Below are 16105 nucleotides of genomic sequence, written 5' to 3'. Positions count from 1 at the left end.
AATAAAAAAATCCAAGCAAGGCTTGGATTTTTTTATATAAATTTGTTTATTATTTTAAATTTGTGAGGATTTAAAAGTCTATCTATGAAGCTCGCCAGCTCTTTCTGGTTGATAAGTTACCTCTTTAATAGTTACTGTTATTAACCCTCCGCCTGGCTTTGGCCATTCAATTTGATCTCCCTGTGAAAGGCCAAGTAATGCACTACCAACAGGGGCTAAGATTGATATTTTGTTGCCACTTGAGTCAATATTCTTCGGGTAAACAAGCGTTAAAGTAAACTCCTCACCTGTAGACTCAACAATAAAGTTCACTGTTGAATTCATGGTTACCACGGTTGAGGGAACTTCGTGTGGCTCCACTATATTAGCCCTACCAAGTTCTGCTTCAAGTTCTTTTTCACCCGCAAAACTGTTCGCAGGTAACGATTCCATTAGCGCATACAATCGATCTGCATCCAGTGATGAGATGATTATTTCAGGTTTAGTATTCAACTTAATATCCTTAATCATGTTAAATAAAATTTACTCTGGGTATAGCTTGCAGGAACTCAGTTGCATTGGAATACACTGAGATAATTTTATTGTTGCCTTAGTGAATTTATTTTATCTCTATTGCTAAAAACCCAGCCGAAGCTGGGTTTTTATTTGAGCTAAGTGTGTGAGGGGATGATTACATCATGCCGCCCATACCACCCATTCCGCCCATGCCACCCATATCAGGGGCACCAGCAGCTTCTTCTTTAGGGATTTCAGCAACCATTGCTTCGGTAGTGATCATTAGACCCGCAATCGAACCTGCAAATTGTAGTGCAGAGCGCGTTACTTTCGTTGGATCTAGGATACCCATTTCAAGCATGTCATTGTATTCACCAGAGGCTGCGTTGTAACCGTAGTTACCTTCACCGCCTTTAACTGCGTTAATAACAACAGATGCTTCATCACCTGCATTTGTTACGATTTGACGAAGTGGTGCTTCCATTGCGCGAAGTGCAACTTTAATACCGTGGTTTTGGTCTTCGTTGTCGCCAAGTAGCTCAGCTAGCTTGCTAGCAGCACGTACTAGAGCAACACCACCACCAGGTACTACGCCTTCTTCAACCGCTGCACGAGTTGCATGTAATGCATCTTCAACACGGTCTTTTTTCTCTTTCATTTCAATTTCAGTCGCTGCACCTACTTTAATTACCGCAACACCGCCGGCAAGTTTAGCCATACGCTCTTGTAGTTTTTCTTTATCGTAGTCTGAAGTCGCTTCTTCAATTTGTGCTTTGATTTGAGCAACACGGCCGTTAATGCCTTCTTCTTCACCCGCACCATCAATGATAGTTGTATCATCTTTAGTGATTACTACGCGCTTAGCTGTACCTAGGTCTTCAATCGTTGCTTTTTCAAGCTCTAAGCCGATTTCTTCAGAGATAACAGTACCGCCAGTTAATACGGCAATATCTTGTAGCATTGCTTTACGACGGTCGCCAAAACCAGGTGCTTTAACCGCAGATACTTTAACAATACCGCGCATGTTGTTAACTACTAAAGTAGCAAGTGCTTCGCCTTCTAAGTCTTCAGCAATGATTAATAGTGGCTTGCTTGCTTTAGCAACCGCTTCTAATGTAGGTAGTAGCTCACGAATGTTAGATACTTTTTTATCTACAAGTAGAATGAATGGGTTGTCTAGCTCAACCGCGCCTTTTTCTGCGTTATTGATAAAGTACGGAGATAGGTAACCACGGTCAAACTGCATGCCTTCTACAACATCTAGTTCGTTCTCTAGTGATTGACCTTCTTCTACAGTAATAACACCTGTGTTACGGCCTACTTTTTCCATTGCTTGAGCAATGATATCGCCAATTTCTTTATCAGAGTTAGCTGAAATAGTACCTACTTGTGCAATCGCTTTAGTATCAGCACATGGTACAGATAGCGTTTTAAGTTCTTCTACTGCAGCGGTAATTGCTTTATCAATACCACGCTTAAGATCCATTGGGTTCATGCCTGCAGCAACTGCTTTAAGACCTTCGTTTACAATAGATTGTGCAAGTACAGTTGCGGTAGTCGTACCGTCACCCGCTGCATCATTTGCTTTAGATGCAACTTCTTTTACCATTTGTGCACCCATGTTTTCAAACTTGTCTTCAAGTTCGATTTCTTTCGCTACAGATACACCATCTTTAGTGATTACTGGAGAGCCAAATGATTTATCTAGTACTACGTTACGGCCTTTAGGACCTAATGTAACTTTTACTGCGTTTGCTAGGATATTTACGCCTGTTAGCATTTTAGCGCGTGCATCACCTGCAAAAAGTACTTCTTTTGCTGCCATCTTTAATTTCCTCTAAATTCTTAAATGTTTGTTAAACGAAAAGTAGGGTTAGCCTACAATGCCTAAAATGTTGTCTTCACGCATGATCAGGTACTCTTGACCTTCGATCTTTTCAGTTTTTTCAACATATGAGCCAAATAACACAGTGTCACCGGCTTTTACTTCTAAAGCTCTAACGTCACCGTTATCTAGAACGCGACCATTGCCAACAGCAATAACTTCTCCGCGAGTTGATTTTTCAGCTGCAGAGCCAGTTAATACAATACCGCCAGCAGACTTGGTTTCTTCTTCTAGACGCTTAACGATTACGCGATCTTGTAAAGGACGAATGTTCATGTTTTTAGTTCTCCTAACAGTTTCTGAACAGTACAGAAAAAAGCTTTTCTAATTTGCATTCATTAATGGGGGTGGAGTGAAAAATTCCAAGAGAAAAAATGATAAATTTTTAATCTTTTCGCTCGTATTCACCATCTATGGTTTTAGGGCGGTTTTCATTTTGTTCGTGATACATTGATTGATGAGTTTGTGAAAACCCTGAAGTGCCAGTTTGATGCATGCTAGCGCTCATTCTTACAGTTGCTTGACTAGCAAGTCCTGCAGCTAATTTGTTACGAATAGCAGGGGTAAGGAGTAGTAAGCCAAATACATCTGTCATAATGCCGGGTGTTAATAAAAGTACCCCTGCAATAATTACGCAAATACCGGTAAATAATTCTTTAGCAGGCATTTGTCCTTGAGCCATTTGCACTTGTACGTTTTGTAGTGCGCCCATTCCTTGCTGTTTCACCATTTTCGCACCCACAATCGCGGTTAGTACCACTAAAGCGATTGTTGCGAAGCCACCTATCACGTCACTAACCTGAATTAGCAAGGCAATTTCAATAATTGGGATGATGATAAACAGCAAAAATAAAATTCTAAACATAAGACTCTCTAAAAAAATGACACTTATTAAGGTGCTAATGAAATATAAGTGAGGGTTGTCGGGTCTATTTTCAAGCTAATAAGAGTAAGTAATAAACTTTAATGTTAGTTGAGTTAACGGTAGCGGGTTTAAATCAATTTACTGCAAAGACCCAAAATGTAGACAGAGTTCGTGTCTACACATTGTACCCGCTATCAGCTACTATGGGGCTAGACCCCCGTAAACAAGTAAAGGTTCACTATGACAACGCAATTTAAACTTATTTTTACCACTTGCAAAAATAACGATGAAGCCCGTTTATTGGCTATGGCGCTAATTGAAAAGAAACTAGCCGCTTGTGTAAATATTTTACCGGCCATGACTTCTATTTACATATGGGAAGGTGAAGTAGCTGAAGCAACAGAAGTAAAGCTGCTAATTAAAACTAAGGCTGACAAAATGAACGATGTATTTTTAACCTTAAAAGATCTTCACAGCTACGAAGTACCAGAAATACAAGTTGTTGATGTAGCAACGGGTAACTTGGCTTACTTTAATTGGATGGACGAGGTGCTTCATTAATGCGCTTTATTTTATTTTTTTTATTAAGCGTATTAATGGCGCCTGCTTGGGCGGCACAAAATACCCTTGATGATTTTCTAAAACCGACTCAGCACACATTTTTACCGGTAAATGAAGCGTTTGTATTTGATTTTGACCAGCAAGGAAGTACGTTATTTGTTGGTTGGGATATCGCTAATGACTATTACCTATATAAAGATAAAATAGAAATTATTGCCAAAGGTGCCAGCATTGACGTGCCTGAGTTGGGCGCTGGTGAAATAATTGAAGATGAATTTTTTGGCAAAACTGAGGTGTTTTTTAATTCTCTTAGCGTTATCAGCAAACTAAGTAATGTAAGTGAAGATGGCGTTGTGAAGGTGCGTTATCAAGGCTGTGCAAAAGCAGGGCTGTGTTATCCACCTGAAATCATCAGCATTCCATTAAGTGTACTGGCAAGTGAAACTAATACTAATGACAATACCGCAGCAAGCAGTGCATTTGCAGCACTTAGCCAATCTGCAGAAAAACCAGCAACTGCATCAACACCTGATAAAGAGCTCACATTTACAGAGCAGTTAGCTAGCCAAAGCTTAATGGTTAACTTAGCTATTTTCTTTGCCGTGGGTGTGGGTCTGGCATTTACACCGTGTGTATTTCCGATGTTCCCTATTTTATCTAGCTTAATTGCGGGTCAAAAGAACCTGTCTACTAAAAAAGCATTTGCCCTATCATTTGTTTATATTCAAGGCATGGCGGTTACCTATGCAGCATTAGGGCTTGTGGTTGCTGCGTTAGGCGGACAAGTGCAAGGCTATTTACAGCATCCATATGTATTAATTAGCTTTAGCTTATTGTTTGTACTGCTGGCTATGTCAATGTTTGGTTGGTACGAAATAAAGTTACCCAGCCGCATGATGAACAAGCTAACCCAAGTGAGCAACAACCAAAAAGGCGGTAACTATATTGGGGTGTTCTTGATGGGGGTTCTATCAGGGCTTATTGCATCTCCTTGTACTACAGCGCCTTTATCAGCCGCATTATTATTTGTGGCACAAAGCGGCGATTACCTAGTAGGCGGGCTAACACTTTACGTACTGAGTTTAGGTATGGGGCTACCGCTGTTATTATTAGGTACATCGGGAGGTAAGCTATTACCGAAAGCTGGCGGCTGGATGGAACAAGTCAAAACCTTATTTGGTTTTATTATGTTAGTTGTGCCACTTATTTTGCTAGAGCGCATTATAGATATTGAAATTATTATGCTTATGGCAGGCTTATTAGCTATCGCCACAGCGCTTTATTTCCATTATTGGCAAAGCGCCCAAACACAAGGTAAATTAAAAACCTTATTGTGGTTTATGGCTGTTTTATTGCTGCTTACTGGCTTTAATTTAACCAAAAACTATTTTTGGCCAACACAAGCCGTGAGTTTACAAACAACCTCGCAAAACAATGAGTTTAAACAGGTTGCCAATTTAGCCGAGCTTAAACAAGCCGTATCACAAGCAAATAGCGAAGGGCGCATGGTTATGGTGGACTTATACGCCGACTGGTGTGTAGCGTGTAAAGAGTTTGAGCATTACACCTTTCCCGACCCGCAAGTACAAAGTGAGTTTAGCCATTATCAACTGATGCAAATTGACTTAACTCAAAGCGATAATGAAACAATTGAGCTAATGGAAGCATATTCAGTGTTTGGTTTACCGAGTATTTTATTCTTTAATACTCAAGGTGAAGAGCTAAGTGCACAACGTGTCACTGGTTTTTTAAATGCGGATGATTTCGCTAAGCACCTTGCTGCAGTGCGTGCCAGCGCTGAATGACCATTCTATATGGCACAACATGATTGTTAATGTTGTGCCATTATTACCCTCAAGATTTGTTCCCAAAATAGAGATTAGACCAGTATTTTGCTGCTATTTACTTCGAAATCACTATAATAGTTGGTTAACGTGAGAAATTGTTGCTATCTTACTTTTTTCAGCTTACTTTTTAGTGAAAACTTAGCTAGTAACCGCTTAACTCATTACTTATAGGATATATCGCGTATTATGGCTGCAAAATTAAAGATTTTAGTTGTAAATGGCCCAAATTTAAACATGCTAGGAAAGCGTGAGCCCGATAAGTACGGTTCACACTCTTTAGAGCATATTATGAGCGATTTAAACAATGCTGCTAATAGTTTAGATGTGACGCTAACGCATTTTCAAAGTAATAGTGAGCAAGCGCTCATTGAACGCATTCATGATGCTTGGCAAGCGGTTGATTACATCATTATTAACCCTGCAGCATTTACGCACACAAGCGTCGCATTACGTGATGCATTGCTAAGCGTTGATATTCCGTTTTTTGAAGTGCACTTAAGTAATGTGCATGCACGTGAAACGTTTCGCCATCATTCTTATTTTTCTGATGTGGCGCAAGGCGTTATTTGTGGATTAGGTGCAATGGGCTATCACGCTGCTTTACATGCAGCGGTGAGCCGATTGCAAAACTCAAACTAAATTTAAACTAACAAACTAATAGGCGGGTCGTTTATGGATATTCGCAAGATCAAAAAACTAATTGAATTAGTAGAAGAATCAGGTATTGCAGAACTAGAAATCACTGAAGGTGAAGAATCAGTACGTATTAACCGTAACAACATGAGTGCTGGTCCTGCGTACGCGCAATTTGCTCCACAGCAATATGCTCCAACACCCGCTCCTGCGGCTGCACCAGCAGCATCAGCTGCACCTGTAGCAGAGTCTGAAGCACCAGCGGCAGGTCCTACAGGACACCAAGTTAAATCTCCTATGGTAGGTTCTTTTTACGCAGCAGCTTCTCCAGAAGCGCCAGCATATGTTGAAGTTGGTTCACAGGTTAAAGTTGGCGACACATTGTGTATCGTTGAAGCAATGAAAATGATGAACCAAATTGAGTCAGATAAAGCCGGTACAGTAAAAGCTATTTTAGTAGAAAACGGCGAGCCAGTAGAATTTGATCAACCTTTATTCATCATTGAATAATAGCGCAACGTAAAAGGCCAACTCTCATGTTAGATAAAGTAGTCATTGCAAACCGAGGTGAAATTGCACTTCGTATATTGCGCGCCTGCAAAGAGCTTGGGATCAAAACGGTTGCTGTGCATTCAACGGCGGATCGCGATCTTAAGCACGTATTACTAGCAGATGAAACCATCTGTATTGGTAAACCAGCAGCAACTGAAAGTTACTTAGACATTCCACGCATTATAGCCGCAGCTGAAATAACTGATGCGGTCGCTATTCACCCAGGTTATGGTTTTCTTGCTGAAAATGCCGACTTTGCCGACCAAGTTGAGCAAAGTGGCTTTGTATTTATTGGTCCTCGTGGCGACACTATTCGCCTAATGGGCGACAAAGTATCAGCTATCGAAGCGATGCGTAAAGCCGGTGTTCCATGTGTACCAGGTTCTGATGGTCCGGTATCGGATGATAAAGAACGCAACATGCAAATTGCTAAGCGTATTGGTTACCCGGTAATTATTAAAGCAGCTGGTGGCGGCGGTGGTCGTGGTATGCGTGTTGTACGCAACGAGGCTGAGTTAATCAATTCAATTTCGCTTACGCAGCAAGAAGCTAAGCAGTTCTTTGGCAACAGCATGGTTTACATGGAAAAATTCCTTGAAAACCCACGCCATATTGAAGTGCAAGTATTGGCTGATGGTCAAGGTAACGCGGTTCATTTAGGTGAGCGTGATTGTTCAATGCAACGTCGCCACCAAAAAGTAGTGGAAGAGGCGCCAGCACCAGGGATTACTGCAGAAGTACGTAAGTTCATTGGTGAGCGTTGTACACGTGCGTGTATCGAAATTGGTTATCGTGGTGCAGGTACGTTTGAGTTTCTATACGAAAACGGCGAGTTTTACTTCATTGAAATGAATACCCGTATTCAGGTTGAACACCCAGTGACTGAAATGGTTACCGGTGTGGATTTAATCAAAGAGCAGCTAAAAATTGCCGCTGGTCAGCCATTATCATTCACTCAAGACGACGTTGTTATTCGTGGCCACGCTATTGAGTGTCGTATTAATGCTGAAGACCCAGAAACCTTTATTCCATCGCCAGGTAAAATCACTCGCTTTCATCCAGCAGGTGGTTTAGGTATTCGTTGGGACAGTCATATTTATGCTGATTACACGGTACCGCCACATTACGATTCTATGATTGGTAAGCTGATCACTTACGGTGAAAACCGTGATGTTGCTATTGCTCGCGCTCGTAATGCATTGAATGAGTTGGTAATCGACGGTATTAAAACGAATACGCCATTGCATAAACGCATTCTTGCAGATGAAAACTTCAAAAACGGTGGTACAAATATCCACTACCTTGAGAAGAAATTAGGGCTGTAAAGTCCATGCTAATTAAAAACCGGCTCAGGCCTAATGCAGATCAGTTAAGAATATTTTTATGATCACTTGACTGATCTTTCCATGGCTTCAAAATCCGATATTAGAAATAATATCGGATTTTTTTATGTCTCTCATTCAGCACTTCGATAACATGTCTTCATTTTTAAATGATGTACATACACTAGATAAACTTAAACAGGTTCTTGACCCTGATATTCTTGAACAAGCATTTAAACATGCAGGTGTTGCTACTGTGCGTAAAAGGCGATTACCGCTAGAAGCTATTATGTGGTCTGTAATTGGAATGAGTTTATTCCGAAACGAAACCGTTTGGGATATCGCTAATAGACTCGACATCTCTTTACCCGGAAAAAACAAATTAGTCGCGCCAAGTGCGCTAGTTCAAGGCCGACAAAGGTTAGGCTATGAGTCAGTCCAACATACATTTCAATTACTTGCACACAAAACCTTTTCCACCCAGTCTTTTGAACAATGGTGCGGACTTAATTTACTCGCTGTTGATGGCGTTAGTTTTCGAACTCATGATAATCAAGATAACAGAGAAGCATTTGGCAGTGACAGTAATCAACATGGAGAAGTAAGCTACCCACAAGTACGAATGTGTAGCCTTATGGAAGTATCTAGCCATTTACTGTTAGATAGCAGCTTTGACTCCCGTCGCATAGGTGAAATGAGCTTAGCTCAACGACTATTACCAGCCGTACCAGATAATTCTCTTACCTTGTTTGACCGCGGCTATTACTCATTAGGACTGTTGCATCAGTGGCAAAACCAAGGAGATAACAGTCACTGGATGTTACCCGCGAGGAAGGATTTACAGTATCAAGTTGAACATAGTATAAATGACAATGATAAAATAGTGATTTTGTCCACAAGTCCTCAAGCCAGAAAGAAATTTGAGTCATTACCAGAGACCTTGATGGCAAGATTAACCACCTATAAAGTGGATGGAAAAAGCTATCGTGTTCTCAGCTCTCTCATTGACCCTTTACGATTTCCATATGAAGAATTAACAGAGGTTTATACTCAACGCTGGGAAATTGAGCTGGCGTTTAGAGAAATAAAGCAGGGGTTGAATCATAGCAAACACACGTTACGTAGTAAGAAACCAGACATGGTACGTCAAGAGTTATGGGGGTTATTACTCGCTTACAATTTAATACGTATCGTCATGCTTGATGCAACTAAAGATGAGGATATTTTGCCTACACAGCTAAGCTTTAGCCAATCTATGCGACAGGTTATCGCTTTCTTTATGTTTACGCCAATACATAGTGCAAGTAAGTTGCCTATTCATTACGATGAGTTACTGACAACACTTAGATTGTTTATATTACCCGATAGGTTACCAGATAGGCATTATCCAAGGGTGATAAGAAAGAAGCCGAATAAGTACCCCTATAAAAGAAAATGCCAGTCAGTTCTTAACTGACTGGCATTAGGCTCAGGCCGGTTTTTTTATCTTTAAAAAAGAGGCAGTATCACCTTAAATAAATAATCTGGTATGATTAACAAATATGCGCTTTTCGTAAATTTTGAGGTAATCATGTCGTGTAGTTTTGATTTTCATTTAGTCGATGAAAATGCCACTGTTGCTATGGGTAATAAATTAGCTGCCATAATAGAACAGGGCGCAGTTATTTATTTGCATGGTGATTTAGGGGCCGGTAAAACGACATTTACTCGCGGTATAGTGCAAGGTTTTGGTCATACAGGTAAGGTTAAAAGTCCCACTTATACACTTGTTGAACCTTACGAGCTTGTGCGTGGCAATGTCTATCATTTTGACTTATACCGATTAGGTGACCCAGAAGAGCTTGAATTTATGGGAATTCGTGATTATTTTTCAGAAACGGCAACTTGTATTGTTGAGTGGCCGGAAAAAGGCGGAGAATTTATTCCTGTTCCCGATCTAAATGTTACGCTAAGTTATGTAGGTGATGAGCGTAAAATTGTTATTAACAGTGCCAGTGAGCGTGGTATAGCAATTGTCGAAAAACTAAATAATAGATAATAAAATAGTCAAGGCAGTGATTATCAAAATGAGTCGTGGTTTAGTTAAACTTTTTATTTACCTCATGGTTTTTACAGTGAGCTTGCCATTGTGGGCGCAAAACACTATTAATAGTGTGCGTGTCTGGCCATCCCCTGATAGCACTCGGGTAGTGTTTGATCTCGACGATAAACCTGACTTCAGCTACTTTATGCTAAAAAACCCAAGCCGTTTAGTGGTTGATTTAGAAAACACTGATGAGTTAAAAATATTGCCAGGTGTGCCACCAAAACACCAAATTGTTAGTAAGTTACGTTACTCAAAACCTAAAAATAAACACAGCGTGCGTTTAGTGTTTGAATTAAATGGGCCAGTTAAACCAGTTATATTTGCACTAGCCCCCACAGGCCCTTATAAAAATAGATTGGTGGTCGATTTATACGATAAAAGCCAAGCCAAAGGTGCAATTACCCCTGCGCAAACGGCGGCTAAAAAACGCCAATTAAGCCAAGAGCGCGATATTGTAATTGCTATTGATGCAGGGCATGGCGGTGAAGACCCAGGCTCCATTGGCCCATCAGGCACTTACGAAAAAGACATTACACTGCAAATTGCTAAGCGTTTAGAGCGGATGATTGATGCTGAGCGAGGCATGATTTCGCGTATGGTTCGCAGTGGCGATTACTTTGTAAAACTCAATACACGTACCAATCGCGCACGTCAGAAAAAAGCAGACTTTCTTGTTTCTATTCATGCAGATGCGTTTACCAGCCCTGGGCCAAATGGTGCTTCTGTATGGGTGTTGTCGCTGCGACGTGCCAATTCAGAAATTGGTAAATGGATTGAGGATAAAGAAAAACACTCTGAGTTACTTGGCGGTGCTGCTGATGTAATTAAAGATGCTGCAAATGAAAAGTACTTAGCGCAAGCCTTGCTTGATATGTCGATGGATCACTCCATGAAAACCGGCTTAAACGTGGCTGAGGAAGTAGTTAAAGAGTTACGAAAGGTGGCTAAACTTCATAAAAAAGAGCCGCAACATGCCAGCCTTGCAGTATTAAAGTCGCCAGATATTCCGTCTATTTTGGTTGAAACTGGGTTTATCTCTAATCCACGTGAAGAGCGACTGCTTAAAAGTGCCAATCACCAAGAGCGCTTAGCTAAAGCCATGTTTACCTCAATTAAAAATTACTATTTACGTAACCCGCCTGACGACTCACTGTTTGCGTCATTAAAGTCTCAATACCCAACAAAACATAAAGTACGTCCTGGTGAGTCACTGAGCATGTTGGCTGGTCGATATGGCGTAAGTATCAGTAAAATAAAACAAGTTAATAAGCTCAGTTCAAATACGTTATTTATTGGTCAGGAACTTGATATTCCTCAGAGTTAATTTTAAAAGCGCACACATTTAAGGTTGTTATGAGTATTGAAGTATTGCCTGCGCGCTTAGCAAACCAAATTGCGGCGGGTGAAGTTGTTGAGCGTCCCGCATCGGTGGTTAAAGAGTTAGTAGAAAACAGCCTTGATGCAGGCGCGACACGTGTTCAAATAGATATTGAACGCGGGGGCCACAAGTTAATTCGTATTCGCGACAATGGAGCGGGTATCGCAAAGGATGAGCTCACATTAGCGCTCTCTCGCCATGCAACCAGTAAACTCAAGTCCTTAGACGACCTAGAAAATATTTGTTCTCTTGGTTTTAGGGGCGAAGCCTTAGCATCTATTAGTTCGGTATCTCGCTTAACCTTAAGCTCTAAACCCGAAAATCAAGAAGCTGCGTGGCAAGCCTTTGCACAAGGCCGAGATATGGCCGTAGAGGTAAAGCCGGTTGCTCACCCTAGCGGTACCACAATTGAAGTTAAAGATTTATTTTTTAACACCCCAGCAAGACGTAAGTTTTTACGCACTGAAAAAACCGAATTTAGTCATATTGATGAGCTTATTAAGCGTATTGCGCTGAGCCGTTTTGATGTATCAATTACATTAACCCATAATGAAAAAGTGGTGCGCCAGTATCGCGCTAAAACTGATCCCGCTCAAGCGATTACGCGAGTCGCACAAGTGGCGGGTAAAGCGTTTGCTGAGCAAGGATTGCATATTCAATCGGGTGAGGCTGGGTTGCAACTACACGGTTGGGTATTGCCAGTTGGATCGGCTAATACTACTCAGTATACCTATGTAAATAATCGTATGATGCGCGACAAACTTATTCTGCATGCTATTCGCCAAGCATTTGAAGAGGTCAGTGGCGAGCAAGAACTTCCCGGATTTGTGATTTACATTGATATAGACCCACGCCAAGTGGATGTTAATGTGCACCCGGCAAAGCATGAGGTGCGCTTTCATCAAGGGCGCTTAGTACACGACTTTATTTTGCAAGCGATAAAACAAGTTGTTGTGCCCCTGCAAGCTGAGTTTGTTAATTCGCCAGCCGCTCACGCTCATCATTCACCAGTTACATCGTTTAACCAAGAACACACTTCCAGTAGTGAACTTTTTGATTATCCTAAGTCGTCATTACAACCAAGTCATCCCCCATCTACAAGTAGTGCCTCTTATGGTGGCAGTCGTCAAGGTGGGGGTAGACAGGTGCGTACTGAAAGCCAAAATTACCATGATGTGAATGCGTTTTATCAGGGCGTGAATGAGCAACAAGCGCAGCACTTTGATACTGCGGCAGCATTTGTACAATCTAATGAGACGCAAGTATCAGATACAGCACTGCGCACTGTCGATATAATAAGCATTGAAAAGGGCGTTTGCGTGTTCAATAATGAAAATCAACTTTATTGTTCACACTTTAAATACGCATTAGCGGATGATTGGCTTGCACAAATTAAAGAGCAAGGCAGCCTTGAGGGCAAAGCATTGTTATTACCCGTACGGGTCAATGTGTCAAAACAAGATACCGAACTGCTGGCTACGCAACAATCATGGTTTACTTTGCTTGGCTTTGAACTTTTAATTGAAAAACAATTTGTTATGGTTAAGAGGTTGCCTGTTTGCTTGTACTTACTTGACGTGAGTGCCGCAGTTGATGCCTTACTTGATGGGTGTAAAGCTCAGTTAGAAAGTATTGAACAGTGGCTAGCGTGGCAGGTAAATGTAATACCTACACGCTTCTATGCCAGTAAAGCCTTTGCAGTACAGCAAACTCGCTTACAAAATAATGCGCAAACAATTGAACGTTTACGTGAAAAAGCAGTTAAAATAGATCTAAAGTCTTATCTAGCGCAATTTAATTAGGGTATTCGTGTTGAGTAATTTACCGGTCATATTTTTAATGGGCCCCACCGCTGCTGGTAAAACAGCATTGGCAATTTCACTGTGTGAGTATTTAAATACTGAAATTATCAGCGTTGATTCGGCACTGGTTTATAAAGGTATGGATATTGGTACCGCTAAACCGGATGCCGACGAACTAGCACGTGCACCCCATCACTTAATTGATTTACTCGACCCAAGCGAAACCTATTCAGTAGCTGATTTTAGACGCGATGCGATAGAAAAAATTGATAAATTTCATCAACAAGGTAAAGTGCCTGTACTGGTTGGAGGTACAATGATGTACTTTAAAGCCCTTATTGATGGGTTGTCGCCATTACCTGAGGCCGATGCAAACGTTAGAGCCGAATTAGAAACACAAGCTAAAGAGCATGGCTGGCCTTATTTATACAAAGAGTTGGTTAAAGTTGATCCGCAAGCCGCACAAAAGATGAGTGAAAATGATTCGCAGCGAATTAATCGTGCTTTGGAAGTTTACCGTATAACAGGTAAAACGATGACTGAATTGCAAAAGCAAAAGCAGCCAGCATTACCCTATACTTTTCATCAATTTGCAATTGCACCCGATGATCGCAGTGAATTACATCATCGAATTGAAGAAAGGTTTAAAATAATGATTGAACAGGGGTTTGAAAAAGAAGTTTCGACCCTATATCTACGTGAGGATTTACATCCCAATATGCCTTCTATTCGTTGTGTAGGTTATAGACAGATGTGGGATTACCTTGCGGGTGAAATTGATCATGATGAAATGATTTTTCGCGGCATTGCAGCCACACGCCAATTGGCTAAACGTCAATTAACGTGGTTAAGAAGCTGGCCTGATGTTACATGGTTAACAACCGGTGATGAAGAAAACTTGCATCGTGTAGTAAGTTCGCTAAGCTAGTAGTAGCTGGACAAAATTTAGCTTTGTTAAATCAGTTCAGCCACTTAATTATAATAACACCTAGAACGAAGGAATAATAACATGGCAAAAGGCCAATCGTTACAAGACCCATTTTTAAATGCATTACGCCGCGAGCGCATTCCAGTATCAATCTTTTTGGTAAATGGCATAAAATTACAAGGTAAAATTCAGTCATTTGACCAATTTGTAATTTTACTGGAAAACACTGTTAATCAAATGGTGTATAAACATGCAATTTCAACAGTTGTACCTGCACGCGCAGTCAACTTTCAAGGTGTACAGGGAAATGAAGACACCGAAGAAACTGAACCAGGAAACTTTTAAATTAGGAGCGTAATGCTTGTTTGACCGCTATGAATCTGGCGAACAGGCAATTTTAGTCCATATCGACCTACCTAAAGATGGGGATCGCGAAGATCTTCATGAATTAGAAATGTTGGTATCTTCTGCTGGTGTTAGTAGTTTGGCGGTTGTGCAAGGCAGCCGTCAAGCACCACATCCCAAACTATTTGTCGGTACCGGCAAAGCGGAAGAAATAGCTGAAATTGTCAAAATCCACAATGCCGATGTTGTCATTTTTAACCATCAGTTGAGCCCGTCTCAAGAACGAAATTTAGAGCGTGTTTGTCAATGTCGGGTACTTGATAGAACCACACTTATCCTTGATATTTTTGCTCAGCGCGCACGTACTCACGAAGGTAAACTTCAAGTTGAGTTAGCGCAGCTTCGTCATATGTCGACTCGTTTAATCCGAGGTTGGACCCACCTTGAACGCCAAAAAGGCGGTATTGGTTTACGTGGTCCTGGTGAAACGCAGTTAGAAACCGATCGACGTTTATTACGTGCGCGTATTAAAAATATACGCGCCCGTTTGGCTAAAGTTGGCGTACAACGTGAGCAAGGTAGACGAGCACGTACTCGTAATGAGATCCCAACGGTTTCTTTAGTGGGTTATACTAATGCGGGTAAATCAACCTTATTTAACCGTATTACAAATTCTGATGTGTATGCTGCTGATCAGTTGTTTGCAACACTAGACCCAACTTTACGCAAGTTAGATATTGGCGATGTTGGTTCGGTTATTTTAGCGGATACTGTAGGGTTTATTCGCCACTTACCGCATGACTTAGTGGCTGCATTTAAAGCAACGCTGACAGAAACGCGAGAGGCTGATTTACAATTACACGTGATTGATGTAGCCGACCCTCGTCGAAAAGAAAATATTGAACAAGTACAAGAAGTACTCAAAGAAATTGAAGCTGATGATGTACCGCAATTACTTGTATACAACAAAATTGATGCGCTGGATGATGTAACCCCGCGTATTGATCGCGATGACGAAGGCCAACCTATAAGGGTATGGTTATCAGCAAAAACAGGTGAAGGTTGCGAGCTGCTAAGTGAGGCTATTAGTGACCTACTAGCTAAAAAGATGTTGAGTGAAACTTTACTACTGGCTCCTCAGTATGGACGTTTAAGAGCATCTTTATTTAACTTAAGTGCAGTACATAACGAACGTTTTGATGAGCAAGGTAATTGGTTGCTAGATGTGCGATTACCTATGATTGAGTGGAATCGTTTGATTAAAGATTTTGGCCCAGAGATTGAAAGTTTTATTAGCTGCGACTAAAAACTGAAAGATTAATGTCGGTTTTAGTATAAGAAATGCATAAGATTTGTTAGATTTAACACAATTTCCGAATTTATTTAGATAACAATGGAGTATAGCT

16 protein-coding genes are annotated in these 16105 nt (G+C 41.0%); 12 read left to right on the top strand and 4 right to left on the bottom strand.

The features are described 5' to 3' along the window. Nucleotides 1-78 precede the first annotated feature (78 nt). From rnk to LOC50_RS12260, 4 genes are all read right to left on the bottom strand, one after another. Nucleotides 79-492, bottom strand: coding sequence for a nucleoside diphosphate kinase regulator (gene rnk, locus LOC50_RS12275; RefSeq protein ID WP_250653298.1), 414 nt, complete (start codon nucleotides 490-492; stop codon nucleotides 79-81). Between the two features lie 178 nt (nucleotides 493-670). Further along, the gene (gene groL / locus LOC50_RS12270; protein ID WP_036980391.1) at nucleotides 671-2320 is read right to left on the bottom strand and encodes a chaperonin GroEL; all 1650 of its coding nucleotides are present in this window, start codon (nucleotides 2318-2320) and stop codon (nucleotides 671-673) included. A gap of 48 nt (nucleotides 2321-2368) precedes the next feature. Next, complete coding sequence (locus LOC50_RS12265; protein WP_004587676.1) at nucleotides 2369-2656, bottom strand: co-chaperone GroES; 288 nt, start codon at nucleotides 2654-2656, stop codon at nucleotides 2369-2371. 109 nt (nucleotides 2657-2765) lie between these two features. Further along, nucleotides 2766-3245: an FxsA family protein gene (locus LOC50_RS12260; RefSeq protein WP_036980385.1), complete on the bottom strand. Its 480-nt coding sequence runs from the start codon at nucleotides 3243-3245 to the stop codon at nucleotides 2766-2768. A 240-nt stretch (nucleotides 3246-3485) separates the two neighbouring features. Between LOC50_RS12260 and cutA the strand changes: the two genes are divergently transcribed. The 12 genes from cutA (at nucleotide 3486) to hflX (ending at nucleotide 16005) form a co-directional block, all read left to right on the top strand. Beyond that, a complete protein-coding gene (gene cutA / locus LOC50_RS12255) occupies nucleotides 3486-3806 on the top strand; it encodes a divalent-cation tolerance protein CutA (protein ID WP_036980381.1) in 321 nt (106 codons plus the stop codon). Then, nucleotides 3806-5611 (top strand): protein-disulfide reductase DsbD, encoded by a 1806-nt coding sequence (locus LOC50_RS12250; RefSeq protein WP_250653297.1) that lies wholly within the window; start codon nucleotides 3806-3808, stop codon nucleotides 5609-5611. The genes cutA and LOC50_RS12250 overlap by 1 nt, the downstream gene beginning before the upstream one ends. Before the next feature lie 228 nt (nucleotides 5612-5839). Continuing rightward, nucleotides 5840-6292 (top strand): type II 3-dehydroquinate dehydratase, encoded by a 453-nt coding sequence (gene aroQ / locus LOC50_RS12245; protein WP_250653296.1) that lies wholly within the window; start codon nucleotides 5840-5842, stop codon nucleotides 6290-6292. Between the two features lie 33 nt (nucleotides 6293-6325). Next, a complete protein-coding gene (gene accB, locus LOC50_RS12240; protein ID WP_250653295.1) occupies nucleotides 6326-6796 on the top strand; it encodes an acetyl-CoA carboxylase biotin carboxyl carrier protein in 471 nt (156 codons plus the stop codon). A gap of 26 nt (nucleotides 6797-6822) precedes the next feature. Beyond that, nucleotides 6823-8163, top strand: coding sequence for an acetyl-CoA carboxylase biotin carboxylase subunit (gene accC / locus LOC50_RS12235; protein ID WP_069439778.1), 1341 nt, complete (start codon nucleotides 6823-6825; stop codon nucleotides 8161-8163). 124 nt (nucleotides 8164-8287) lie between these two features. Beyond that, a complete protein-coding gene (locus LOC50_RS12230) occupies nucleotides 8288-9616 on the top strand; it encodes an IS4 family transposase (protein ID WP_250653046.1) in 1329 nt (442 codons plus the stop codon). Nucleotides 9617-9730: 114 nt separating this feature from the next. Then, nucleotides 9731-10198, top strand: a complete 468-nt coding sequence (gene tsaE / locus LOC50_RS12225; protein WP_250653294.1) for a tRNA (adenosine(37)-N6)-threonylcarbamoyltransferase complex ATPase subunit type 1 TsaE — start codon at nucleotides 9731-9733, stop codon at nucleotides 10196-10198. Between the two features lie 28 nt (nucleotides 10199-10226). Then, nucleotides 10227-11570 (top strand): N-acetylmuramoyl-L-alanine amidase, encoded by a 1344-nt coding sequence (locus LOC50_RS12220; RefSeq protein WP_250653293.1) that lies wholly within the window; start codon nucleotides 10227-10229, stop codon nucleotides 11568-11570. Between the two features lie 29 nt (nucleotides 11571-11599). After that, nucleotides 11600-13426 (top strand): DNA mismatch repair endonuclease MutL, encoded by a 1827-nt coding sequence (gene mutL / locus LOC50_RS12215; protein ID WP_250653292.1) that lies wholly within the window; start codon nucleotides 11600-11602, stop codon nucleotides 13424-13426. A gap of 10 nt (nucleotides 13427-13436) precedes the next feature. Further along, on the top strand, nucleotides 13437-14354 hold the full coding sequence (miaA, locus tag LOC50_RS12210) for a tRNA (adenosine(37)-N6)-dimethylallyltransferase MiaA (RefSeq protein ID WP_028835550.1): 918 nt from the start codon (nucleotides 13437-13439) through the stop codon (nucleotides 14352-14354). 81 nt (nucleotides 14355-14435) lie between these two features. After that, nucleotides 14436-14699, top strand: a complete 264-nt coding sequence (gene hfq / locus LOC50_RS12205) for an RNA chaperone Hfq (RefSeq protein WP_008113494.1) — start codon at nucleotides 14436-14438, stop codon at nucleotides 14697-14699. Between the two features lie 16 nt (nucleotides 14700-14715). After that, nucleotides 14716-16005: a ribosome rescue GTPase HflX gene (hflX, locus tag LOC50_RS12200; protein ID WP_036980358.1), complete on the top strand. Its 1290-nt coding sequence runs from the start codon at nucleotides 14716-14718 to the stop codon at nucleotides 16003-16005. Nucleotides 16006-16105: the final 100 nt, after the last annotated feature.

The sequence above is a fragment of the Pseudoalteromonas sp. SCSIO 43095 genome, assembly GCF_023650455.1.
Classification (GTDB): domain Bacteria; phylum Pseudomonadota; class Gammaproteobacteria; order Enterobacterales; family Alteromonadaceae; genus Pseudoalteromonas; species Pseudoalteromonas tetraodonis.
The sequence above is the reverse complement of the archived record's forward strand: the minus strand, read 5'-3'. Positions and strand labels throughout refer to the sequence as shown.

What these genes read in the sequence shown, in the direction of transcription:
- LOC50_RS12260 (WP_036980385.1), bottom strand. Translation starts at nt 3,245, where the DNA reads ATGTTTAGAATTTTATTTTTGCTGTTTATCATCATCCCAATTATTGAA.
- mutL (WP_250653292.1), top strand. Translation starts at nt 11,600, where the DNA reads ATGAGTATTGAAGTATTGCCTGCGCGCTTAGCAAACCAAATTGCGGCG.
- LOC50_RS12220 (WP_250653293.1), top strand. Translation starts at nt 10,227, where the DNA reads ATGAGTCGTGGTTTAGTTAAACTTTTTATTTACCTCATGGTTTTTACA.
- tsaE (WP_250653294.1), top strand. Translation starts at nt 9,731, where the DNA reads ATGTCGTGTAGTTTTGATTTTCATTTAGTCGATGAAAATGCCACTGTT.
- LOC50_RS12250 (WP_250653297.1), top strand. Translation starts at nt 3,806, where the DNA reads ATGCGCTTTATTTTATTTTTTTTATTAAGCGTATTAATGGCGCCTGCT.
- cutA (WP_036980381.1), top strand. Translation starts at nt 3,486, where the DNA reads ATGACAACGCAATTTAAACTTATTTTTACCACTTGCAAAAATAACGAT.
- accC (WP_069439778.1), top strand. Translation starts at nt 6,823, where the DNA reads ATGTTAGATAAAGTAGTCATTGCAAACCGAGGTGAAATTGCACTTCGT.
- hfq (WP_008113494.1), top strand. Translation starts at nt 14,436, where the DNA reads ATGGCAAAAGGCCAATCGTTACAAGACCCATTTTTAAATGCATTACGC.
- aroQ (WP_250653296.1), top strand. Translation starts at nt 5,840, where the DNA reads ATGGCTGCAAAATTAAAGATTTTAGTTGTAAATGGCCCAAATTTAAAC.
- LOC50_RS12265 (WP_004587676.1), bottom strand. Translation starts at nt 2,656, where the DNA reads ATGAACATTCGTCCTTTACAAGATCGCGTAATCGTTAAGCGTCTAGAA.
- LOC50_RS12230 (WP_250653046.1), top strand. Translation starts at nt 8,288, where the DNA reads ATGTCTCTCATTCAGCACTTCGATAACATGTCTTCATTTTTAAATGAT.
- accB (WP_250653295.1), top strand. Translation starts at nt 6,326, where the DNA reads ATGGATATTCGCAAGATCAAAAAACTAATTGAATTAGTAGAAGAATCA.
- groL (WP_036980391.1), bottom strand. Translation starts at nt 2,320, where the DNA reads ATGGCAGCAAAAGAAGTACTTTTTGCAGGTGATGCACGCGCTAAAATG.